This window comes from Thermomonospora umbrina (genome assembly GCF_003386555.1).
GTDB classification, from domain to species: Bacteria; Actinomycetota; Actinomycetes; order Streptosporangiales; family Streptosporangiaceae; genus Thermomonospora; species Thermomonospora umbrina.
Window position 1 is genome coordinate 4,617,823 of the sequence record NZ_QTTT01000001.1, and the last position, 21,841, is coordinate 4,639,663.

At 72.6% G+C, this 21,841-nt stretch carries 18 protein-coding genes and 1 pseudogene; 13 read left to right on the top strand and 6 right to left on the bottom strand.

The window, feature by feature from the left end; translation table 11 throughout:
* Positions 1-147: 147 nt before the first annotated feature.
* Positions 148-795 carry a maleylpyruvate isomerase N-terminal domain-containing protein gene (locus tag DFJ69_RS20610; RefSeq protein ID WP_116024122.1) on the top strand — a complete coding sequence of 216 codons (648 nt, stop codon included), beginning with the start codon at positions 148-150 and terminating at the stop codon, positions 793-795.
* Positions 796-1,700: 905 nt separating this feature from the next.
* Here the strand turns inward: DFJ69_RS20610 and DFJ69_RS20615 are convergent.
* Together DFJ69_RS20615 and DFJ69_RS34960 are read right to left on the bottom strand one after the other, a co-directional pair.
* On the bottom strand, positions 1,701-2,276 hold the full coding sequence (locus tag DFJ69_RS20615; protein ID WP_116024123.1) for a TerD family protein: 576 nt from the start codon (positions 2,274-2,276) through the stop codon (positions 1,701-1,703).
* An 89-nt stretch (positions 2,277-2,365) separates the two neighbouring features.
* Complete coding sequence (locus DFJ69_RS34960; protein WP_211328671.1) at positions 2,366-3,202, bottom strand: DUF4253 domain-containing protein; 837 nt, start codon at positions 3,200-3,202, stop codon at positions 2,366-2,368.
* Positions 3,203-3,334: 132 nt separating this feature from the next.
* Between DFJ69_RS34960 and DFJ69_RS20625 the strand changes: the two genes are divergently transcribed.
* The 10 genes from DFJ69_RS20625 (at position 3,335) to DFJ69_RS20665 (ending at position 14,266) form a co-directional block, all read left to right on the top strand.
* Positions 3,335-3,883 carry a hypothetical protein gene (locus DFJ69_RS20625; protein ID WP_116024124.1) on the top strand — a complete coding sequence of 183 codons (549 nt, stop codon included), beginning with the start codon at positions 3,335-3,337 and terminating at the stop codon, positions 3,881-3,883.
* On the top strand, positions 3,880-5,475 hold the full coding sequence (locus tag DFJ69_RS20630) for a hypothetical protein (RefSeq protein ID WP_116024125.1): 1,596 nt from the start codon (positions 3,880-3,882) through the stop codon (positions 5,473-5,475). The genes DFJ69_RS20625 and DFJ69_RS20630 overlap by 4 nt, the downstream gene beginning before the upstream one ends.
* Before the next feature lie 59 nt (positions 5,476-5,534).
* Positions 5,535-6,332, top strand: coding sequence for a dolichyl-phosphate beta-glucosyltransferase (locus DFJ69_RS34965; protein ID WP_211328672.1), 798 nt, complete (start codon positions 5,535-5,537; stop codon positions 6,330-6,332).
* On the top strand, positions 6,329-8,083 hold the full coding sequence (locus DFJ69_RS20635) for a glycosyl transferase (protein WP_211328673.1): 1,755 nt from the start codon (positions 6,329-6,331) through the stop codon (positions 8,081-8,083). The genes DFJ69_RS34965 and DFJ69_RS20635 overlap by 4 nt, the downstream gene beginning before the upstream one ends.
* Before the next feature lie 62 nt (positions 8,084-8,145).
* Positions 8,146-8,664, top strand: coding sequence for a SigE family RNA polymerase sigma factor (locus DFJ69_RS20640; RefSeq protein ID WP_245974486.1), 519 nt, complete (start codon positions 8,146-8,148; stop codon positions 8,662-8,664).
* Positions 8,665-8,669: 5 nt separating this feature from the next.
* Positions 8,670-9,458 carry a hypothetical protein gene (locus DFJ69_RS20645; RefSeq protein WP_147312378.1) on the top strand — a complete coding sequence of 263 codons (789 nt, stop codon included), beginning with the start codon at positions 8,670-8,672 and terminating at the stop codon, positions 9,456-9,458.
* A 103-nt stretch (positions 9,459-9,561) separates the two neighbouring features.
* On the top strand, positions 9,562-10,098 hold the full coding sequence (locus DFJ69_RS20650) for a beta-class carbonic anhydrase (RefSeq protein ID WP_116024127.1): 537 nt from the start codon (positions 9,562-9,564) through the stop codon (positions 10,096-10,098).
* 298 nt (positions 10,099-10,396) lie between these two features.
* Complete coding sequence (locus tag DFJ69_RS20655) at positions 10,397-11,389, top strand: trypsin-like serine peptidase (RefSeq protein WP_116024128.1); 993 nt, start codon at positions 10,397-10,399, stop codon at positions 11,387-11,389.
* A 351-nt stretch (positions 11,390-11,740) separates the two neighbouring features.
* Positions 11,741-12,616, top strand: a complete 876-nt coding sequence (locus DFJ69_RS20660) for an alpha/beta hydrolase family protein (protein ID WP_170177727.1) — start codon at positions 11,741-11,743, stop codon at positions 12,614-12,616.
* Positions 12,617-12,799: 183 nt separating this feature from the next.
* Positions 12,800-14,266: a phytoene desaturase family protein gene (locus tag DFJ69_RS20665; RefSeq protein ID WP_116024130.1), complete on the top strand. Its 1,467-nt coding sequence runs from the start codon at positions 12,800-12,802 to the stop codon at positions 14,264-14,266.
* A gap of 3 nt (positions 14,267-14,269) precedes the next feature.
* Here the strand turns inward: DFJ69_RS20665 and DFJ69_RS20670 are convergent, their stop codons facing one another.
* Entirely contained in the window at positions 14,270-15,487 is a 1,218-nt protein-coding gene (locus tag DFJ69_RS20670) for a PucR-like N-terminal domain-containing protein (protein ID WP_116024131.1), read from the bottom strand.
* Positions 15,488-15,737: 250 nt separating this feature from the next.
* On the opposite strand from DFJ69_RS20670, the pseudogene DFJ69_RS20675 reads away from it, so the two are divergent.
* Positions 15,738-18,179, top strand: a pseudogene (locus DFJ69_RS20675) (ATP-dependent Clp protease ATP-binding subunit).
* A 3-nt stretch (positions 18,180-18,182) separates the two neighbouring features.
* Here DFJ69_RS20675 and DFJ69_RS20680 read toward each other — a convergent pair.
* Positions 18,183-18,629, bottom strand: coding sequence for a MarR family winged helix-turn-helix transcriptional regulator (locus DFJ69_RS20680; protein ID WP_116024132.1), 447 nt, complete (start codon positions 18,627-18,629; stop codon positions 18,183-18,185).
* Between the two features lie 62 nt (positions 18,630-18,691).
* On the opposite strand from DFJ69_RS20680, the gene DFJ69_RS20685 reads away from it, so the two are divergent.
* The gene (locus DFJ69_RS20685; protein ID WP_116024133.1) at positions 18,692-19,144 is read left to right on the top strand and encodes a helix-hairpin-helix domain-containing protein; all 453 of its coding nucleotides are present in this window, start codon (positions 18,692-18,694) and stop codon (positions 19,142-19,144) included.
* Between the two features lie 15 nt (positions 19,145-19,159).
* Here the strand turns inward: DFJ69_RS20685 and DFJ69_RS20690 are convergent, their stop codons facing one another.
* Together DFJ69_RS20690 and DFJ69_RS20695 are read right to left on the bottom strand one after the other, a co-directional pair.
* Positions 19,160-20,053, bottom strand: coding sequence for a helix-turn-helix domain-containing protein (locus tag DFJ69_RS20690; protein ID WP_116024134.1), 894 nt, complete (start codon positions 20,051-20,053; stop codon positions 19,160-19,162).
* Between the two features lie 146 nt (positions 20,054-20,199).
* Entirely contained in the window at positions 20,200-21,789 is a 1,590-nt protein-coding gene (locus DFJ69_RS20695) for an MFS transporter (protein WP_116024135.1), read from the bottom strand.
* Between the last annotated feature and the right edge of the window lie 52 nt (positions 21,790-21,841).

Sequence of the window (21,841 nt, forward strand, 5' to 3'; positions counted from 1 at the left end):
CCGGCGTTCTCACCAGGACCTTCGGAGCATCGTCCCGTCACGGTCGCCCTCCCCGGTGCGGCCGTGGCGGGGCCGCCGGGGAACGGGCGGGCGGTTCGGTCATAGTCTCTGAAGAGCGTGGCGGAACGTTCCCGTGGAGGCTGGACCATGTCCGAGAAGACCACCATGATCGACATGTACCTGGAGGTCGCGGCGACGCTGCCGCCGCTCATCGAGGACCCCGCCGTCGTGGCCGCATGGGAGTCCCCCAGCGCCCTGGAGGGCTTCACCGTCGGGGGCCTGGCCGAACACCTGACCGGCCAGATGTTCAGCCTGGCCGCCATGCTGGCCTCGTCCGACACGCCCCCCGACGTCATCGGGCTCCTGGACCACTACGGCCGGGTGAGCTGGCTGGGCGCCGACCTCGACGAGGAGACCAACGTCGCGATCCGCGAACGGGGCGAGGAACAGGCCGCCGAGGGCCCCGCATCCCTCATCACCCGAGCCCGCGCCCAACTCGCCGACCTCCGCGCCACCCTGCCCGCCGAGTCCGGCGACCGCCCCCTCCGCCTGGGCGCGTACCCCTGGGCCCTCCGCCTGGACGACATGCTCCTCACCCGCCTCATGGAGATCGCCGTCCACTCCGACGACCTCGCCGTGAGCGTCGGCATCGAGACCCCGCCCCTGCCCCCCGAGGCCATCGAGACCGTCGCCGACCTCCTCACCCGCCTCGCCATCCACCGCCACGGCCCCACCGCCGTCCTCCGCGCCCTCAGCCGCTCCGAACGCGCCCCGACCACCATCTCCGCCTTCTGACCGCCCCACCCCCGCAACCCGACCGCCCTGATCCCCGACCCCGCACGCCGCGCCCCCGACCCTCCGTCCATACAACTCGCCCCGAACGCACCCAGGCACCGCCAACAAGCCGCCGGCAATACAACACGGGCGTGAAGTCCCTAAAGACGGAACAAAACCCGACCTCCGAATCCCGCAACGCGGGCCACGCCCTCCAGCACCGTCAGCGCGTGCTGCAACTGCGTGCAGGGGCGGGCAAAGCCGGTCCGGCACCTGGCCCGTGGCTGTGCCGCATGGAATGCCTTCTCAGGCGCCGCCGGTGCCGCGTCGCGGGGTGTGACGTGGACGTGGCGCGCACCTCGGGACGCAAAGTTCGCGGCGTGGGTACGGCTCCGGGGGCCTCAAGAGCCCCATGGCAGCGGCGCAGGGCCGGGCCCGGAGGTGCGTCGATGCTGCGATGGGGCGGCGCATGTTCCGGCAGGGATGCGGGCCCGGAGGTGCGTCGATTTTGTCGCGTGGTGTGACGTGGGCGTGGGGCAGTGGGTGACGCTTCGGGTTGTGGACTTCGTGGCGTGGGTTGCGTCTTCGGGGGTGTCGGCGTGTGGGTGCCCGGCGGTGTGCGACCTGGGCCCGGGGCGTGTTGGTGCTGCGATGGGGCGGCGCATGGTCCGGGCGAGGACCCCGGCCCGGGGCGCGTTGGTGCTGTGGTGCGGCGGCGCGTGGTTGGGCAGGGGCCGGGGCCGGAGAAAGCGTTGGTGCTGCGTGGGGTGACGCGTGGTCGGGCGAGGACCCCGGCCCGGAGGTGCGGCGATGCCGTGGTGTCGCCGGGTGTGGTCGGGCAAGGCCCGGGCCCGGCCCAGGAGGTGGATCCCTGGGCCGGGTGGTGGTGCGGACCTGTGGAGCGGTCCGCGTGGTGTTCGTGCGGGTCAGACGTTGACGCCGAAGTCCTTGGCGACGCCGGCGAGGCCCGAGGCGTAGCCCTGGCCGATGGCGCGGAACTTCCACTCCGCGCCGTTGCGGTAGAGCTCGCCGAAGACCATGGCCGTCTCGGTCGAGGCGTCCTCGGTGAGGTCGTACCGGGCCAGCTCGCGGTTGTCGGCCTGGTTGAGCACGCGGATGAAGGCGTTGCGGACCTGTCCGAAGGACTGGCCGCGGGAGTCGGCCTCGTGGATCGAGACCGGGAAGACGATCTTGGCGGCCTCGGCCGGGACGCCGGCGAGGTTGACCTTGATCTGCTCGTCGTCGCCCTCGCCCTCGCCGGTGAGGTTGTCACCGGTGTGCTCGACGGAGCCGTCGGGGCTCTTGAGGTTGTTGAAGAACACGAAGTGCTGGTCGGACAGCACCCGGCCGGACTCGTCCAGCAGCAGCGCGCTGGCGTCCAGGTCGAAGTCGGCGCCGGTGGTGGAACGCGCGTCCCACCCGAGGCCGACGGTGACCGCGGTCAGGCCCGGAGCCTCCTTGCTCAGCGACACGTTGCCGCCCTTGGCCAGACTCACACCCATAGTGGTTTCCTCCATCGTTCGGTTCTGGAGCGTCAACGGGCTGCTCGGCCCGGCGGTTCCCGATCACTTCGGCGAGCCGGAGTGGTCGCTCAGTCCCACCAGAAGGACCAGTTGCCCGTGCCGACCAGACGTCCAGCGTAGTCCGTGAAGTCGACCGCCCCCTGCCAAACGTTGTCGGGACAGAAGGCGTGGTGCTCGGCGGCGACCTCACGGGCGTGGGCCTCGTTGACCGGGGGAGCGGCCACCGACAGGTCGAGGTCGTCGAAGCCCACGGACACCACCCGCGCGCCGAACCGGTCCTCCCAGGAGCGGAGGACGGCCGAGATCTCCGCCGGATGGCCGGTGTGGTGGCACGGGCCCTGCCAGCCGACCCGGGCGATGGTGTCCGCGCCCCGCGCGGCGGGCACCAGCCCCAGCAGCATGGACTCCCCGGAGTAGCGGGCCTCGACGTGGCGCCGGGCCACCTCGTCGGGGTCGCGGTCGAGCAGGCCGGGCTCGGCGAGGCCGGGCCAGGGACCCCGGGGGACGCCGTGGTCGTCGAACCGCCCTCCCCCGCCGTTCAGACCGCCGTCAGGCTCGTCGAGCTCCTCGGTGACCTGCTCCCAGAAGCGGCGGAGCACCCCCACCGCGGTGAGCACGTCGATGCCGCCGACCGGCGCCGGGGGGTCGAGCTCGCCCGCGTGCCACGGCCGGTCGGTCTCGTTGCGCAGGGTGTCGAGCAGCAGCGGGTACAGGCCGGTCTTCTCCCGGATCTCGAAGAGCCGGACCCAGCGCCGCGCCGCGTCGTCCAGCGGCTGGTCCGAGACCCACAGCAGGGGGTGGCCCTCCCATGGCTCGTCGGTGAAGTCGTCGTCCGGCGAGACGAGGCGCCCGGGGGGCAGCCCGGCCGGGAGCGCGCCGAACGGATCATCACGAAGATCTGGCATAACGCGCAATCTACTGAGGGGGTACGACAGTTCGGCGGCGGTCGACGCGGATTCTGCGCCGTTCGCCGCGCACGGGCGGGAACGGCGCGAGAGAGTGTCCCCATTCCCACTCTGGGTGATCCGGAGGTGACGATGAGGAAGTCAGCGCTCGATCCGGCCCGGGCGACGGTCGGGGACGTCGCCACCGCGATGTTCCAGGTGGACTCACGGTTGCGGCAGCTTCACGGGGACCCGGTGCACGAGAGCCGGGAGTACCGCCACGAGCTGGCCAGGGCGTTCAAGACGGCCGATCCCGAACAGGTCGTCGACGGGTTCTGCACCCTGCTCTACCTGCTGATGAAATGGCTGGGAGAGGCGTGCGAGACCACGGGCAAGGACGTGGCCGAAGAGGTCGTCCCGTACACGGTGCGGTGCCTGACCCAGATGACGCGCAACATCGAGCGGGAGGCGGTCCCGACGATGGGCGGGATGCTCGTCGCCTGCACGCTGGGTCTGAGCCCCACGCTGTGGCGGCGGCAGTACGGCCCCTGGACGCGCGGTGAGCTGACCGCGCTGGAGGCCACCGCCGTCCTGCTGGCCGAGCAGGTCAACTGCTGGGCGGGCGACCCGGAGGCCGCCGGCCGGCTGGTCCTGGGCGCCCTGGACGAGGCCCACGAGCAGAACGGCGAGGAGGTCCGATGACCCCCCCGCCGTTCACCGGCGCGGACGACCCGCCGTCCCCGAAGCGGGGCCCGTCCGAGCCGCCGATGCGGCCCGAGCGGATCGCCGAGCGGCTCGACCGGCTCACCCGCTGGGGCGAGCGCACCCCGACGACCCGACGCCATCCCGTGCACCGCGAGTACGACCTGGCCGACCTGCTGGGGCTGCCGCAACGCCTGCCGCCGGTGCGGTTGCCGCTGTACCCCGAGCTGGCCGAGGACGCCCGGGTCTGCCATCTGCTGGCGCGGGCCCGGGAGTTGGCGGAGTGGCTCGGCGACGAGGGCCGCGTGTGCCCCCGGCTCGAGGAGCTGGGCGCCACCGACGCGTTGGAGGCCGCCCGGGACCTCGGCGTCCCGGCGTCCGATCCGGCGGCCGTCCGGGGCCTGCGGGACCTGCCCGAGCTGCGCCGGTTGTGGCGCGTCGCGGTGGACTGCGGGTTCGTCGACTTCGACGGGGACCGCGCCGGGTGCGCCGCGCAGGTCGCCGCGTGGGACGGAGCGGACGACACCGACGTCCTGCTGGCCTGGCGGACCGCGCTGACGGCGATGCTCGACCTGGACCTGCTGACCGAGTTGGACGACGGCGCGCTGCGGTTCGGCACGTCCGGCGGCACGCTGATGATCCTGCTGTTCCTGGCGCGCTGGGACGGGCTGTCGGCGGCGCATCTCAGCGAGGTGCTGCGGGAGGGCGCGGTGCGGGACCTGCCCGCCGGGACCGCGCGGGAGCTGTGGGCGAACTGGACGGTCCGCAACGGCGACCCGGCCGAGATCCTGCTGGCCTGGCTGGAGGAGCTGGGGGCGGTCGAGCGGTGCGAGGTCCCGGTGACCGTGCCGGGTGCGGTGACCATCTCGTTCACCCCCCTCGGGGTGCCGATCGAGGCGGATCCGTCGGCGGGCACCACCCGCGTCGCCCGGCTGACGCCGCTCGGGCTGTGGGCCGTACGGGACCAGCTCACCGCGGGCGGGCTGGACGTTCCCCTGCTGCCCGAGCCCGCCGACATGTCGATCGCCGACCTGGTGGGGTTCGCGCAGGTCGCGCGGCCCGGGGAGCTGGCGGTGGAGAAGGCCGCCTGGCTGACGCCGCGCGATCCGGCGTGGGCGGCGCGCGGTCTGCTGGAGTATGCCGCCGAGTCCGGTCCGGTGGAACGGGTGTTCGCCGTCGTCCTCGCGTCGTCCACCATCAAGGACCACGTCGGCGTCGACACCGCCGAGGCCATCTGGCGTGAGGCCATGGGACACGCCCCGATCAGCGCGTACGCCAAGACGGAGTTGGCGGTGCTGACCGGCGGCGCCTCGCCGGACCTGGCGACGGACGTACGGGAACGTTCGTGGATGCTGGTGGACCTGGTCCTGGCGCACACCGCGCGCCTGCCGGAGGACTTCATCCCGGCGCGGCTGCAGACGTTGCTGGACGCCCCCGCGGACAAGCTCGTCGGCCTGATCGAGCCGCTGACGCACTGCACGCATCCCTCGGTGCGCGAGGCGCTCGACCTGCTCGGCACGCACTTTCCCCTCAAGAAGGTGGCCAAGGCCGCCCGCCGCACCCTCTTCAAGGTGTCGTCCCGGAGCAACTGACCACGCGGACGTGACGCAGGTCATACAACCCGGGGGCCCGTCGGACGGGTCCCTGCAGTGTGACCGCGACCCCTTTCCTCTGCAGACCGGCCTCGTCGGGTGCGGGCGCGCCCGCCGGCGAGGGCGAACGGCCGGTCGACCTGTCGGTCGTCGTGCCCGTCTACAACGAGCGGAGCCGGCTGGGGGCCACCCTCGAGGCGATCCGCGGCCACCTGACGGAGCAGCCGGGGTGGTGGGAGCTCATCGTCGTGGACGACGGGTCCACCGACGGCAGCGCCCGGTTGGTGGAGGCGCTGGCGGATCCGCGCGTGCTGCTGGTCAGGTCGCCGAGGAACCGGGGGAAGGGACACGCCGTCCGGGCCGGGGTCCGAGCCTCGCGGGGGCGGCTCGTCCTGTTCAGTGATGCGGACCTGGCCACGCCGATCGAGGAGCTGGCGCGGCTCCGGGGGCGGCTGGACCAGGGGTTCTCCGCCGCGATCGGGTCCCGGGCGTATCCGGGGGCGCGGGGAAGGGTGCGGGAGCATCCCGTCCGTCGGGTGCTGGGCCGCTTGGGCAATCTGGTGATCCGGGCGGTCCTCGTGCCGGGGATCGCCGACACCCAGTGCGGGTTCAAGCTCTTCGACGGCGATCGGGCCCGTCAGGTGTTCGCGGTGGCGCGGATCGACGGGTGGGCGTTCGACGCCGAGATCCTCCACCTGTTCCTGCGGCGCGGGTGGTCCGTCGCGGAGGTCCCCGTCCGCTGGACCCACCGGGAGGGCTCCAAGCTTCGGCCCTTCGACTACCTCGAGGTGCTCGCCGATGTGTTCCGCGTTCGGCTCGGCGACCGTGAGCGGGCGCGCGTCGGGACGCGCCGGTGAGCCTGGTGCGCAGCGTGGCGGAAACGGCCGAGGCCGTGCCGGGGCGACGCCGATGGGAACGGGCCGACGCCCTGGTCGTGGGGTGCTACGCGCTGGTGGCGTTCCTGGTGTTCCACCGGCTGTGGGCGGATCCCGGAGACCGGTACCTGGTGGACGGCGGCCAGGACCAGAACCAGTGGGAGTGGTTCTTCGCCGTCACCGCGCGGGCCGTGCTGCAGTGGGACAACCCCCTGTTCACCGATCTGCAGAACCATCCGCTGGGCGTGAACCTCATGGGGAACACGCCGATGCTCGGGCTCTCGGTGCCGCTGGCCCCGGTGACGCTGCTGGCGGGGCCGGGCGTGACGTGGGCGCTGGTGATGACGGGCGGGATGATCGCCACCGCCACGGCCTGGTACCGGCTGATGGTGCGACATCTGGTGCGGGAGCGGGTGTCGGCCGCGATCGGGGGCGGGTTCTGCGCCTTCGCGCCGCCGGTCGTCTCGCACGCCAACGCCCATCCGAACTTCGTGGTGCTGTTCGTCCTGCCGTTCATCGTCGGGCGGCTCATCCGGATCGCCGGGGGCGGGCGGGTGGTCCGCGACGGGGTGGTGCTCGGGCTGCTGGCCGTCTACCAGCTCTTCCTCGGCGAGGAGGCGTTGCTGCTGCTGGCGACGGGGCTGGTGATCTTCTTCGTGGGGCATCGGCCGTCATGGGCGGTGACGCGTCGCCTGGCGGCCGGGGCGGGGGTCGCGGCGGGGGTGGCGCTGCCGCTGGTCGCCTACCCGCTGACCTGGCAGTTCTTCGGGCCGCAGAGCTATGACGGGCTGATCCACGGGCCGTGGGGCAACGACGTGGCGCAGTTGACGGCGTTCGCCCGGCAGTCGCTGGCGGGCCACACCGCCGACGGGCCGCTGGACGCCTCGCCCACCGAGCAGAACGCGTTCTTCGGCTGGCCGCTGGCGGTCCTGGTGGTGGCGCTGGCGGTGTGGCTGTGGCGGTCGGCGCTGGTCAAGGCGCTGGTGCTGGTCATCGTGGCGGCGACGCTGCTGTCGCTCGGCCCGCAGATCGTCGTCAACGGACGGCCGACCGGGATCCCGGGGCCCTGGTGGGTGATGGCGCAGCTCCCCCTGTACGAGTCGGTGGTGGAGTCCCGGCTCACGATGGTCGCCGTTCCGGCGATCGGGGTGCTGCTGGCGCTCGGGAGCGACCGTGCCCTGGCGACGCCGGCGCGGCTGATGTGGTACCTCGTGCTGGTGCAGGCCCTGCTGCCGATCGCGCCCAAGCCGCTGGCGGTGGACGACCGGGTGGACGCGCCGGCGTTCTTCGCCGAGGGCGGCTGGCGTACGTACGTGGGGGAGGGGCGCTCGATCATGCCGGTGCCGCCGCCCGACGCCGGGGACGCGGAGGCGCTGCACTGGCAGGTCGTGGCCGGACTGGACTTCGCCCTTCCCGAGGGCTACTTCGTCGGCCCGTTCGGCCCCGACAGGCAGGGCGGCTACGGGGCCGTGCAGAGCCCGACCTCGCGGCTGCTGAACAAGGTGGAGGAGGACGGGCTCGTCCCGGAGGTGGGCGTCGCCGAGCGCGCCGCGTTCCACGCCGACCTGCGCCGCTGGCGGGCGGACGCGGTGGTCCTGGATCTGCGCCGTCACCGCGCGCGGGAGCTGGGCGCGACGGTGGCGGCGTTGCTGGGCCCCGGGCGTCTCGTCGGCGGCCTGTGGGTGTGGGACGTGCGGGCCCTCACCCGCGCCACGGCGACCGGCCGTCCATGAGCGCGCGGCGTGCGACCTTTCCGCTGCCGCTGCGCGTCTCATCCTCGGGGAGGGCGACAGCAGTGCGGGAGACCGATGAGCGGCGCTACACGGAGTACGTGACGGGCGCCCTGCCGTCGTTGCGCCGGCTCGCGCACCTGCTCTGCAAGGACCCGCACCGCGCGGACGACGTCGTTCAGAACACCATCACCCGGCTGTACGTGCACTGGCAGCGGGCGCAGGCGGCCGACGACATCGACCGGTACGTCCGCGCGATGCTCGTGCGGGTGTTCTTGAGGGAGCAGCGCCTGGCGTGGGCCAGGGTCCGGCTGACGGGCGACGCGCCGGAGCCCGCCCGGCACGTGGAGAGCCCCGGAACGGACGTGGAGACTCGTGCCGTGCTGCACACCGCGCTGACCCGGGTGCCGCCCAGGCAGCGCGCCGTGCTGGTGCTGCGCTTCCTGTGCGACATGCCGGTCTCCGAGGTGGCGGCGACCCTCGGCTGTTCGGAGGGCACTGTGAAGAGCCAGACGTCGCAGGGCCTGGGCCGGTTGCGCGCGCTGCTGGATCCGCAGATGTTCGAGACCCTGGGGAGGAGGTGACCGGCGTGGACGGTGACGAGCGCGAGGCGGCGCGGCTGCTGGGGGTGCTGCGCGACTTCACCCCCGAGGGCCCGGACACCATCGACCTGGGCCTCGCCCGGCGGGTGGGCCGTCGCCGCGCCCTCACCCGGCGCGCGGTGGACGCGACGGTGCTGGTGGTCACGGTGGTGGCCCTGGTCGCCGGGTCCACGCTGCTGGGGCGTGCCCTGGACGGCTCGGACGGGTCGTCGCCCCTGACGCCCTCGGCCGACCAGTTCGGGACGCGGTACCCGGCGTTCAAGGTGGGCTCGGCGGGCGGTTTCGCGCCCGTCGGGTACGAGAACGGCCGGTACGTGCAGCGGGTCTTCCTGCGTTCGGTGACGCGCGGCGAGTCGACGGAGACCGACGGGCTGATCGAGATCTACGTCCGGGGCAGGCTGCCCGAGGGCGCGAGAGGCCGGTACCCGACCGGCACGGCGGCCGAGCCGGTCGGGGGCCGCCGCGCGGTCTGGCCGCGCGCGCCGCTGCTGCGCGAGAACGCGACCGAGCTCGCCTGGGAGTGGAGTCCGGGCGCGTGGGCGTTCGTGTCGCTTCGGGCGTCGCGCCAGGCGTTCGAGAGGGCGCACCGCGTCGCCCAGAGCGTGCAGCCCAACGGGCCCTCCCCGGCTCCGGTCTTCACGGTGCCGTCGCCGAGCGGTTCGGTGACGCCCTCGTTCACCGGCTCTCCCACCGCGACCGGTCCCGAGTTCCGGCCGACCAAGAGCCTCACGTCTCTTCCCGTGCCCTCGGTATCGGAGTCGCCCGCAGAGCCCTAGACCTCCGGCGTGTCCGCCCTCCGGCCGCGTCGGGACGACGTGTTCGGCGTTTTGCCCCTTATGTCCACAGGGAAGAGGTGGCGGTGGAGGAGAGGGGGGCCTCATGACCGGGATCGACGCGCTGCTCGCCAACGCCGAGCGGTACACCGAGACGTTCCGCGCCGGCGGGCTGGCCATTCCGCCGGCACGGGAGCTGGCGGTCGTGGCCTGTATGGACGCCCGGCTCGACCTGTTCGACATCCTCGGCCTGGAGAAGGGGGACGCGCACCTCATCCGCAACGCGGGCGGCACGGTCACGCCCGATGTGCGGCGCAGCCTCGCCGTCAGTCAGCGCCGTCTGCACACCCGCGACATCATGCTGATCCACCACACCGACTGCGGGATGCTCACCTTCACCGACGACGAATTCCGGGCGGAGGTGTACGAGGACGTGGGGCTCACGCCCGACTACGCGGTGGACAGTTTCACCGACCTCGAGGACGACGTCCGGCAGTCGGCCCTGCGGATCCGCGCCGACCGGGCCATTCCGCACCGCGACCGGATCCAGGGCTTCGTCTACGACGTGAAGACGGGCCGCCTGCATCCCGTGTGGATCCCGCCTCACACCGCCGGCCCCGGGGCCGATGAACCGATCGGCTGATGGCGACCCGGGCGTGATGGGCGATGTCCGCGCCCGTCGCGGCGGGGATTCTCGTTCGGTCGTCCGCATGTGGCCACCTTGGAACGGTGAAGGTGGTCACATCCGGGCCGGTGAAAGGGCGGCAGGTCGTGGTCATCACGGCGTCCGCCGGCACCGCACGGGACCGTGCCGGCCACCTGTGGCCACGAGCCGAAAACAGTTTCGCGTTCGTCATGAGACCCGTCCGTAATCTGTTCGTTACGACCGCCTTCGGGTGGTCGGGCCCCGCACGCAATCGGCGAACAGAGAGCAGGGATCCGTGCGACCGAAGCACTTCGCCATCGGCCTCACCGTGGCCGCCGCCATTCTGGCCACCGCTTCACCGGCGCAGGCCCAAGACGAAAAGCGCCCCGTCTTCGCGCCGGAGGTGAAGACCTCCGCCCGGGTCACCCCCGGATATTGGACCCCCGAACGAATGCGGAACGCCAAACCGCTTCCCGCCCCGGCCGACCTCGGCAAGGGACGCAAGGCCACCACCACGGTCCCGAAGGGAAAGCGCGTCGCCATCGCGCCCACCCGTGGCACCCGGTCCACGTCGACCACGGCCACCGCAGCCACCGTGCAGGACGTGACCAGCCCGCAGCCCTGGAACGGGGGCGGCGGCATCGCCGCGAACGGCGGCAAGCTCTTCATGCACTTCAGCCACGGCGACTATGTCTGCTCGGCGGCCGTCGTGTCCTCCGACAATCGCGATTCCGTGGCCACCGCCGCGCACTGCATCTTCGACCGGGCCCAGGGCCAGTGGGCCCAGCACGTCACCTTCGTGCCCGGATACAAGTCGGGCTCGAAGCCCTATGCGGAATGGACCGCCCGCACCATGGTGATGTCGACGGGCTGGAGCAACCCGTCCACCCCCACGCCTGAGAATTACGACTTCGCCATCGTGGTGACCAGTCCCATCGGCGCATTCCACATTCAGGACGTCGTCGGCTCCCAGGGGGCCATCTTCAACCACGCCCGCCACCCGTACAGCTACCTGTTCGGCTACCCCGTGGCCATCAGCGGCGGCGAGATCATGCAGTACTGCAGCGGCCCGACCTACGACGACCCGGCCGCGCGGGTGGACCACGAGTCCATCACCTGCGGCATGACCGGCGGCTCCAGCGGCGGCCCGCTGGTGGAGCAGTTCGACCCGGCGACCGGCTCCGGCTACGTCATCGGCGTCAACAGCCTGGTCTGGAGCAACATCAACTTCGGCACCTACCTGGGTGACGACGCCCTCTCGGTCTACAACGCGGGCGGCTCCGCCTGACCGTTCCAACGGCCTGAGCGCGGGCAAAGCCGCAACGGCTCCGCCCGTCGCCCGGCTTACGCCGCCGCCGTCGCCCGTGCGCGAACGCGCCCGCGCGGCGGCGGCGGTTTCGGCGTCCGGACCAGGGTGCGGGACGTGAGCATCGACTCACCATGTGTGACAGAGAGCGCATGCTGCTAAATCGCCGATCCCCTTTTGTGATCTCCGGCTAAGGGGGCCGGACGTTGGTAGCGGGCTGACAAAGCGGTGGGGGCAAGAGCGTAGGACGCCTAGCAGCAATCGGGATTGTGTCGGATCACACTCTCCCTCGGTACATCCACCCCGTGGGACAGAAGGGCCGGTCTCCTCTCGATGAAATTCAGACTGAAGATGCTCCCGGCGGCGTTCGCCCTGCTGGCGGGTGTCGCCGTCGCCGCGCCGGCCGAGTCGGCGCAGCGGGCGGCGAGCCCGTACGAGCGTGGGCCGGCGCCGACCGAGCAGAGCGTCAGCGCCAAGTTGGGTCCGTTCGCGTTCACGCAGGTGCCGGCACCCGCCAATGCCTCCGCCGGGTTCAACCAGGGCACCGTCTACTACCCGAACGACACCGGTCAGGGCACGTTCGGCGCCATTGCGATCACTCCGGGCTTCATCTCTCCGGAGTCGTCGATCGCGTGGCTGGGCCCGCGCCTGGCCTCGAACGGCTTCGTGGTCATCACCCTCACCACCAACACCGGGTTCGACCAGCCGAACGGGCGCGCCGACCAGATGAAGGCCGCGCTGGACTGGCTGGTGAAGGAGAGCCCGACCGCCGTTCGGCAGCGGATCGACCCGACGCGACTGGGTGTGATGGGCTGGTCGATGGGCGGCGGTGGAACGCTCGACGCGGCCGAGACCCACCCGAACATCCAGGCGGCCATCCCGCTGGCGCCGTGGCACACCGACAAGGACTGGTCCACGGTCAAGGTCCCGACCATGATCATCGGTGCGCAGAACGACTTCATCGCCGGTGTCGGCGCGCACTCCGAGCCGTTCTACGAGAGCCTCAAGTCGGCTCCGGAGCGCGCGTACGCCGAGATCAAGGGCGGCAACCACTTCAGCGTCACCACCGACACCCCACTGGTGGGCAAGCTCGCGACGTCGTGGATGAAGCGCTTCATCGACGACGACACCCGCTACGACCAGTTCCTGTGCCCGAAGCCGACCGACAGCACCCTGTCGGAGTACCGGGACACCTGCCCGCACGCCTGACGGGCCCCTGAGCCCGCGTCCACGAAGGCCGCCCTTTCTCCTCCGCCGTGACCCGATGGTCCCCGTGGTCACGGCGCCCGGGCGGCCGAACGAGTGGACGTTCCCCGCGATGGCGGTCGCCCTTTCCGGCGGCCGCCATCGCCCTTTTCGCGGTGCGCGCCCGGCCCACGGCAGGATGGGGCCATGGTGGACGCCGTGGTGGTGGGTTCAGGTCCCAACGGGCTGTCGGCCGCGCTGGTGCTCGCGGCGGCGGGGCTGCGCGTCGAGGTGTACGAGGCGGCCGAGCATCCGGGGGGCGGTGCGCGCACCGAGCAGCTCACCCTTCCGGGGTTCTGGCACGACGTGTGCTCGGCGGTGCATCCGATGGGGCTGGCCTCCCCGTTCTTCCGGGCGTTCGGGTTGGAGGCGCGCGGCGTCGAGTTCCTCCAGCCGCAGGTGGCCTACGCCCATCCGCTCGACGGCGGCCGTGCCGGGCTCGCCTGGGCCGACCTGGAACGGACGGCCGATGACCTGGGTCGGGACGGGCCCGCGTGGCGTTCACTGTTCGGGCCTCTGGTCGACCGGTGGGAGGGGATCGTCGCCACCGCCATGTCGGACTACCGGCACCCGCCCGCCGACCTCGCCGGGGTGGCCCGCCTGGGGCTGCGGGTGCTGGAGCAGGGCTCCCCGCTCTGGCGCAAACGCTTCCGGGGCGACGTCGCGCCCGCCTTGTTGGCCGGGTCCAGCGCCCACGCCATCGCGCCGCTGCACCGTCCGGCCGCCACGGGCGCGGGGCTGCTGCTCGGGACCCTGGCGCACGCGGTCGGCTGGCCGATCCCGCGCGGCGGCAGCAGGTCGATCGTGTCCGCGATGACCACGGCGCTGGAGGCCCACGGCGGCCGGATCGTCACCGGGCACCGCGTCGAGTCGCTGCGGGACCTGCCGCGGGTCCGGGCCGTCCTGCTCGACACCGCCCCCGCCGGGCTGCTGCGGCTGGCCGGCGACCTCCTGCCGGACGGCTACGCCCGCAGCCTGCGGCGCTTCCGCTACGGGGGCGGCGTCTGCAAGGTGGACTTCGCGCTGTCGGGTCCGGTGCCATGGTCCGCGCCGGGCTGCGACCTGGCGGGCACGCTGCACGTGGTGGGCGACGAACGGGAGGCGACCATCGCCGAACGGGACGTCGCCGCCGGACGGCACGCCGACCGCCCGTACGTGCTCGTCGTGCAGCCCGGGGTGGTGGACGACGGCCGCGCGCCCGAGGGCCGGCACGTCCTGTGGGCGTACGCGCACGTCCCGAACGGCTCGGAGCGTGACGTGTCCGACCAGGTCATCGCCCAGATCGAACGGTTCGCCCCCGGGTTCGGCGACCTGATCCTCGCGCAGCGCGTCGTCACGGCCGCGCAGCAGCCCGCGTACAACGCCAACTACGTGGGCGGCGACATCTCGGGCGGCGCGACCACGCCGTGGCAGATGGTCATGCGGCCCGTTCCGCGCTGGGATCCGTACCGCACGCCGTTGCCGGGCGTGTACCTGTGCTCGTCGTCCACCCCGCCCGGGCAGGCCGTGCACGGGATGGCGGGGCTGCACGCCGCCGGGCGGGTGCTGCGCGGGCGCTTCGGCGTCCGCACCGACCCCCTGGAGCTGGTGCGGTCGCTGCGCAAGGGGCCCTGAGGCTCACTCGTCGGGGTCGCCGTCCCGGGCGTCCCCGAACCGCACCCAGGTGTGGAGCAGGATCAGCATCTCGATCCGGCGCTCGGGGTCGGAGAGCGCGTCGCCGAACATCTCCTCCAACCGGCGGATCCGGTACCGCACCGTCTGCTCGTGCACCAGCAGACGCTCGGCCGCCGCGACGGCGTTGTCCCGGTTCTCCATGTACGTGAGGAGCGTGCGGGCCAGCGGGTCGCGACGGTGCGGCGGCAGCGCCATCAACGGGGTCAGCCGTTCGTGGAGCGCGACGCCGATCAGCTCCTCGCTCATCGCGGCGACCAGGGTCGGGATGTGGTCCAGGCAGCGGATCGGCCCCTTCTCGGGGATCACGCCGCGTTCCACCAGCGTCAGCGCGTGCCGCGCCCAGCGCAGCGACAGCGCCCCCTTGTTCACCGGAACGGTCGGACCGACGGCGGCGGCGCACTCGCGGACCAGCGAGGCGATCAGGCGGTCCTGGCCGGGCCCGTCCGGGTCGGGGACGACGAGGTACGGGTCGGGACCGTGCCAGTCGGCCAGGATCGACGGCGGCATCACCGGCGGCGGATGGCCGACCGGCGGTCGCACCGCCACCAGCGCCAGGGTGCGGGGCGACTCCCAGCGGGCCGAGCGGGACAGGTCGGCGATCGCCTCGAGGCTGGCGGGCGGGTCCACGATCAGCAGGTCCCGCAGCCGCCAGCGGGAGCGCTCCCGCTCGGTGACGACCTGTTCCTGGGCGTCGGCGTAGCCCTGCGCGGCGGCCCCCGCGATCTTCTCCAGGAACACGAACAGCGACTCGGTGACCTGGCCGAGCGTGGGCAGCGACCAGTCCAGCCGGCGGGCGTCCTTGATGAACCGCCGGCAGGCGACCTGCCCGCTGACCCGGATCGCGGTCTGCAGCCCGTCGAGGCTGCGGCCGTTGCGGGCCTCGTACGCGCCGATACGGGTGTAGATCTCGATCAGGTCGGCCCAGTCCGGGTCGGGCCGCCCCATCGCGTCGACGAAGTGCCGGACGGTCTCCTGGATCGCCCACCGCATGCGCCGGCCGTACCTGCTCTCCAGGGGCCGCGAGTACTCGGGCACCAGGACCTGGATCTCCCGGACCATCTCCTCGGCGGCCGCCTGGACGTGCGGACGCAGCGGCGACGCCAGCTCGGCCGGAACCTGCGCGAGCGGTTCGTCCCCGGTGGTGGTGAAGGTGTTGTCCATGCGGACCCTCCCGGTGGCGTGAGTCGCATGTGCGGAGCGCGGTGAGTGCCCCAGAAGTTCACCCAAAGCCCGACTCCGGGGAAAGTCTCCCAGGTGAGCCTCTCGTACGAGGGTTTGTGACTCCTTCACAAATCGGTGGGCTTGCCACGGACGCGCCACGGCTAGGGATCCGGCGACGAGGACAGCGTCGACCGGGGGTGGTCTTGTGGCCAGTGCACAGTTCGGGTCCTTCTTCGACGACCCGTTCGGAATGTTCGACCGGCTGAGCGGACGGATGCTCGGCGGGGAGTCCTGGCCGCCGTCCCGGCCGGGCGTGCAGCGGGTCGACGTCGGGCGGCTGCTCAGCGGGCCCGCCCGCGAGCTGCTGGCGCACGCGCTGTAGGACGCCGCCAACCGGGGCGCCCCCGACCTCGACGTGCTGGACCTGCTCAACGCCGCCGCCCATCAGGAACCCGGCCGGTCCCTGCTGCGTTCGGCGGGCGCGGACCCGGACGGGTTGGCCAAGCAGATCGGCGAGATCGCCGGCGGGGGATCGCCGGGTGCCGTCCCGACGACCGTGTCACCCGCCGCCAAGCGCGCCGTCCAGGACGCCCAGCGGATCGCGCGGGCGCTGGGCTCCTCCTACATCGGGCCCGAGCACCTGCTGGTGGCGTTGGCCGCGAACCCCGAGTCGAGCGCCGGACGGTTGCTGGCGGCCCAGAACGTGTCGGCGAACGAACTGCAGCGGGCGACACAGACCTCCCCCGGCGAGGCGCCGCGCACCCCCGACACGGCGACCACACCCGCTCTGATGGAGTACGGACGCGACCTGACCGAGGAGGCCCGCAACGGCGCGCTGGACCCGGTCGTGGGCCGCGAGGACGAGATCGAGCAGGCCATCGAGGTGTTGTCGCGCCGCACCAAGAACAACCCGGTGCTGATCGGCGAGCCCGGCGTGGGCAAGACCGCGATCGTGGAGGGCATCGCCCAGCGCATCGTGAACAACTCCGTCCCGGTGACGCTGCGGGGCAAGAAGGTCGTCGCGCTGGACCTGACCGGCATGGTCGCGGGCACCAGGTACCGGGGCGAGTTCGAGGAGCGCATCAAGAAGGTCGTGGACGAGATCCGCGAGCACTCCGACGAGCTGGTCATCTTCATCGACGAGGTCCACACGCTGGTCGGCGCGGGGGCCTCCGAGGGCGGGATGGACGCCGCCAACGTGCTCAAGCCCGCGCTGGCCCGGGGCGAGCTGCACGTGATCGCCGCGACCACCATCGACGAGTACCGCAAGAACATCGAGAAGGACGCGGCCCTGGAACGGCGCTTCCAGCCGATCCTGGTGCCCGAGCCGAGCGTCGAGGACACCGTCGGCATCCTGCGCGGGCTGCGCGACGCGTACGAGGGTCATCACCAGGTCCGGCTCACCGACGAGTCGCTGGACGCCGCCGCCAACCTGTCCGCCCGCTACATCACCGACCGTTTCCTGCCCGACAAGGCCATCGACCTCATGGACCAGGCCGCCGTACGGGTCCGGCTGCGGGCCGGGACGCCCGCCGACGACGTCCGCGAGCTGGAGGAGCGGCTCGACGGCCTGCGCCGCGACAAAGACCAGGCGGTCGCGTCCGAGGACTACGACCGGGCCAAAGAGCTGACCGGCGAGATCGACCGGCTGCGCCCCGAACTGGAGGCCGCCCGCCACGGCCACCACGAGGTGCCCGAGGTGATGGTGGACGACATCGCCGAGGTCGTGGCCCGCCGCACCGGCATCCCGGTGGCCCGGCTGACCGAGACCGAGCGCGACCGGCTCGTACGACTGGAGGACCGGCTGCACGAACGGGTCATCGGCCAGGACGACGCGGTGCGCGCGGTGGCCGAGGCGGTCCGCCGCTCCCGCGCGGGGCTGGCCGACCCGGGCCGTCCGCTCGGCTCGTTCCTGTTCCTGGGGCCCACCGGGGTCGGCAAGACGGAGCTGGCACGGGCCCTGGCCGGGGTGCTGTTCGGCGGCGAGGACCACATGATCCGGGTCGACATGAGCGAGTACCAGGAGCGGCACACCGTGTCCCGGCTGATCGGGGCCCCGCCCGGTTACGTCGGCCACGAGGAGGCCGGCCGGCTCACCGAGGCCGTCCGCCGCCGGCCGCACTCGGTGATCCTGCTGGACGAGATCGACAAGGCGCATCCGGACGTGTCCAACCTCCTGCTCCAGATGCTGGACGACGGCCGTCTCACCGACGGCCAGGGCCGCACGGTGGACTTCACGAACACGCTGGTGATCATGACCAGCAACGCGGGGGCCCAGCAGATCCTGACCCATGAGGGGTCGCCGGAGGATCTGCGCGACCGGCTCATGGACATGCTGCGGCGCGCGTTGCGCCCCGAGCTGCTCAACCGGATCGACGAGATCGCGGTCTTCGAGCGGCTGTCCCTGGGGCAGGTCCGGCAGATCGCCGACCTGCTGCTCGACCGCACGCGCGAGCGGATGCGCGGCCAGGGCGTCACACTGGAGGTGACCGACGGCGCCAAGGACCGGCTGGCCGAACGCGGCTACCAGCCCGAGTTCGGCGCCCGCCCGCTCCGCCGGACGATCCAGCGCGACCTCGACAACCGGCTGTCGATGATGCTCCTCGACGGCGAGGTCGACGAGGGCGACACGGTCACCGTCGACCGGGGTGACGACGTCTCGCTGTCCTTCGACGTCCGCAAGGCCGGCTGACCGTCAATCCCGTGGGGCGGGCTCCAGGAGGCGGGTGAGGAGGCGTACCAGCTCCTCGCGTTCCGGGCCCGAGAGCGGGGCCATGGCGGCGTCCTGCGCCCGGGCGAGGACGGTGTCGAGGTGCGTCAGGTGGTCGGCGCCGGCGGGGGTGATCCGGATGATGTTGCGCCGGCGGTCGGTCGGGTCGGGCTCGCGCCGGACCAGGTCGCGTCCGGCGAGTTCGTTGAGCGTCGCCACGACGTCGCTGCGGTCGATGCCGCAGCGACGGCCGAGGGCGGCCTGGCTGGCGGGGCCGAACTCGGTCAGCGCGGCCAGCAGCGAGTAGTGGTAGCGGCGCGCGCCGATCGCGGCGAAGCCCTCGTTGACGTGTCGGCCGGCGTGCACGGCGGCCTGGTTGAGCAGCCAGCTCGGGGTGCCGCGCAGCCGGGCGGGTGCGGTCGCCATCTCCATGACGGGAGTCTAGCCGGACTTGTTGGTCGTACCCACGATCGTCGGGGGATAGGGTGATCGCCATGGGTGCGACCGAGGACGAGGTGGCGGCGCTGCTGCTGGAGTACGCCGATCTGTTCGCCATGAACGGCGGCGACGGCATCCGCGTGCGCAGCTACAAGAAGGCCGCCGCGTCGATCGCCGCCTTCCCGGGCGACCTGTCCGCCGTCGACGTCCGCACCGTCCCCGACGTCGGCGAGGCCATCGCCAAGAAGGTCGAGGAGGCCTTGGAGCGCGGCACCTTCCGGCAGCTCGAGGACCTGCGCGGCAGGATCCCGGCCGGGGCCCGCACCCTGCTGGCGATCCCCGGTCTGGGCCCCAAGCGGGCGCTCCAACTGCACACCGACCTCGGCGTCGACTCCCCGCAGGCCTTGGGCGAGGCCATCGCGGAGGGCCGCCTCGACGGGCTCAAGGGCTTCGGGCCCAAGACCCGGCAGTCCCTCCTGGAGGGTGTCGCCTCGATCACGGCGGGCTGACTCGGGCCCGGTCGTTCAAAGCTCCTGGAGCAGACGCCGCAGCAGCAGCTCGCTGACGTCGGGGGCCTCGGCCTGGGTGGCCAGGTTGTTGAGAACGTGCCAATAGCCCATGACGTCGTCCGGCCGGTCGGGGTAGACGGCGCTGGCGAGCTGTTCGAGGTACACGACGTCGGCCAGCTCGCGTTCGGGCAGGCGCAGCAGCGTGATCGGCCCGCCCGCGGCGGCGTGCCCGCCCGCGCGGAACGACATGACCTGCACCGTCACATGGGGGAGACGGCCGATCTCGATCAGCCGCCGGATCTGCTCGCGCTGGGCGGACACGCCGGCGTGCGGACGCCGCAGCGCCGCCTCGTCGACCACCGCCCACAGGTGCGGCGGACGGGCACGGTGCAGGATCGCCTGCCGCCGCATCCGCAGCTCGACCCGGCGCTCGACCTCCGCCGCCGCGGCCCCGGGATGCCCGACCCGGATGACCGCCCGCGCGTACTCCTCCGTCTGCAGCAGCCCGGGAACGAACTGGACCTCGTAGGTGCGGATCACCGCGGCGGCCGGCTCCAGGCTCAGGTACGACTGGAACCACGACGGCACCACCTCGGCGTACGCGTGCCACCAGGCCGGACCGTTGGCCTGCCGCGCCATCTCCAGCAGGACGGCGCGCTCGGCCTCGTCGGCGACACCGTACAGGCTGAGCAGGTCGGCGACGTCGCGCTGCTTGAAGCCGGTGCGGCCCAGCTCCAGCCTGCTGATCTTGGAGCCGGAGGCGCGGATCTCCTCGCCCGCCGCCTCCCGGGTGACCCCGGCCTCCTCGCGGAGCCGCCGCAACCGGGAGCCCAGCAGGACGCGCGGCACCACCGGCCCCGCCGGTTCGAGATCGAGAACGCGCCCGTCGGCCCCGGCAGCAGTGCCCATGTCAGCTCTCCCACGCCGTCAGTCCTGTCAGCAGGCCACAAGGGTCTCATTTCGGAGCGCTCGGTGCGGGCTCTTGGACGCTCCGTGTTGAGAATTCCACACAGCCGGCCGGGGACGACGACGGTTCCGCCCGATGGAGATCGGATTCACCGCTGCTCCAGGGGCACCGCGGGCCCTTCGGCCGACGCCTCCACGACGGTCTGCGCGGTGCGGTGGGCGCGCAGCGTCCGTGCGGCGAGGAGCGCCATTGCGGTGTACACCACGGCGCCGACGACCGCCGCCATGTGCAGCCCGGTCGTGAACGCCTCGCCCGCCGCGCGCATCAGGACGGCGGACGCCTCCGAGGTCACGTCTCCCGCGGCCGCCGAAGCGCCGGCGATGCCCTCTCGGGCCCGGTCGGCGGTCTCGTCGGGGAGCCCGTCCAGCGCCGCCGGGTCCAGCCGGTGGCGGTAGACGGCCGCCCCGAGGGTGCCCAGCGTCGCCATGCCCAACGCCACGCCCAGTTCGTTGCAGGTCTCCGACACCGACGCCGCCGCGCCCGCCTTCTCCGGCGGGGCCGAGCCCATGACCAGGTCGGTGCCCAGTGCGAGCAGCGGCGCCACCCCGAGATGGATCACGATCACGCTGGTCACCGCCATCGCCAGGCCGTCCGCGCTGCCCGCCCGGGTCAGCAGCAGGAAGCCGACGGCCGACATCACCAACCCGCCCGGCACCAGCACCTCCGGGCGCATCCGCCGGGCGAGCGCCGGGGCCGCCGTGGCCCCCACCGCCATGACCACCGACGAGGGGGCCAGCCACAGCCCGGCACTGGCCGGCGACAGCCCGAGCACCGTCTGCACGTACTGGCTCAGCAACAGGAAGTAGCCCGCGAGCACGGTCCCCGCCAGCAGCATCAGGACCAGGGCGGAGGTGAACGTCCGGTCGGCGAAGAGCCTCAGGTCGAGCAGCGGGGTCTCCAGCCGGCGCTGACGCCGTACGAACAACGCCCCGAACACCAGCCCCGCGACGATCGCCGTGATCGGAACGACCGGGGCGTCCGCATGCCCCGCCGCCAGCTCCTTGATCCCGTAGACGACCGGCAGGATCGCCGCCATCGACAGCAGCACGCTCGTCGGCTCCAGCCGTCCCGGCCCCGAGGCGCGGAACTCCGGCAGCAGCAACGGCCCCGCCACCAGCAGGACCACCATCACGGGAACGCCCAGTAGGAAGACCGAGCCCCACCAGAAGTGCTCCAGCATCCGTCCGCCGACGATGGGGCCCAACGTGGCGCCCGTCATGAAGCAGCCCGTCCAGATGCCGATGGCAGAGGCGCGCTGCCCGGCGTTGCGGAACATGGTCGTCAGCAGCGACAACGTCGACGGCATCAGCGTCGCGCCCGCCACTCCGAGCAGGGCCCGGGTCGCGATCAGCATCTCGGCGCCCGTCGAGAACGCGGCCAGGACCGACGCGGTGCCGAAGGCCGCGGCCCCGATCAGCAGCAGGCGTCGTCGGCCGATCCGGTCGCCCAGCGCGCCCATGGTGATCAGCAGCCCGGCGACCAGGAACCCGTACACGTCCATGATCCAAAGCTGCTGGGTGGCGGTGGCGCCCAGGTCGGCGCTCAGCCGGGGGAGCGCCACGTAGAGGACGGTGAAGTCCATGGAGATCAGGACGGTGGGCAGGGCCAGCACGGCCAGCCCGATCCATTCTCTGCGGCCGGCGAGGTCCGTCGCCGGGGACGCGTCGTTCGTCTGCATGTCGGCCTTCCCTCCGGGGCCCGAGCGTCTGTCGATGGGTATGGACGGCGGC

Bases quoted from the DNA above. Each gene is read 5' to 3' on its own strand.
- DFJ69_RS20610 (WP_116024122.1), top strand. From the start codon at position 148: ATGTCCGAGAAGACCACCATGATCGACATGTACCTGGAGGTCGCGGCG.
- DFJ69_RS20670 (WP_116024131.1), bottom strand. From the start codon at position 15,487: ATGGACAACACCTTCACCACCACCGGGGACGAACCGCTCGCGCAGGTT.
- DFJ69_RS20630 (WP_116024125.1), top strand. From the start codon at position 3,880: ATGACCCCCCCGCCGTTCACCGGCGCGGACGACCCGCCGTCCCCGAAG.
- DFJ69_RS20685 (WP_116024133.1), top strand. From the start codon at position 18,692: ATGGGTGCGACCGAGGACGAGGTGGCGGCGCTGCTGCTGGAGTACGCC.
- DFJ69_RS20695 (WP_116024135.1), bottom strand. From the start codon at position 21,789: ATGCAGACGAACGACGCGTCCCCGGCGACGGACCTCGCCGGCCGCAGA.
- DFJ69_RS20650 (WP_116024127.1), top strand. From the start codon at position 9,562: ATGACCGGGATCGACGCGCTGCTCGCCAACGCCGAGCGGTACACCGAG.
- DFJ69_RS34960 (WP_211328671.1), bottom strand. From the start codon at position 3,202: ATGCCAGATCTTCGTGATGATCCGTTCGGCGCGCTCCCGGCCGGGCTG.
- DFJ69_RS20665 (WP_116024130.1), top strand. From the start codon at position 12,800: ATGGTGGACGCCGTGGTGGTGGGTTCAGGTCCCAACGGGCTGTCGGCC.
- DFJ69_RS20615 (WP_116024123.1), bottom strand. From the start codon at position 2,276: ATGGGTGTGAGTCTGGCCAAGGGCGGCAACGTGTCGCTGAGCAAGGAG.
- DFJ69_RS20660 (WP_170177727.1), top strand. From the start codon at position 11,741: ATGAAATTCAGACTGAAGATGCTCCCGGCGGCGTTCGCCCTGCTGGCG.
- DFJ69_RS20680 (WP_116024132.1), bottom strand. From the start codon at position 18,629: ATGGAGATGGCGACCGCACCCGCCCGGCTGCGCGGCACCCCGAGCTGG.
- DFJ69_RS20690 (WP_116024134.1), bottom strand. From the start codon at position 20,053: ATGGGCACTGCTGCCGGGGCCGACGGGCGCGTTCTCGATCTCGAACCG.
- DFJ69_RS20625 (WP_116024124.1), top strand. From the start codon at position 3,335: ATGAGGAAGTCAGCGCTCGATCCGGCCCGGGCGACGGTCGGGGACGTC.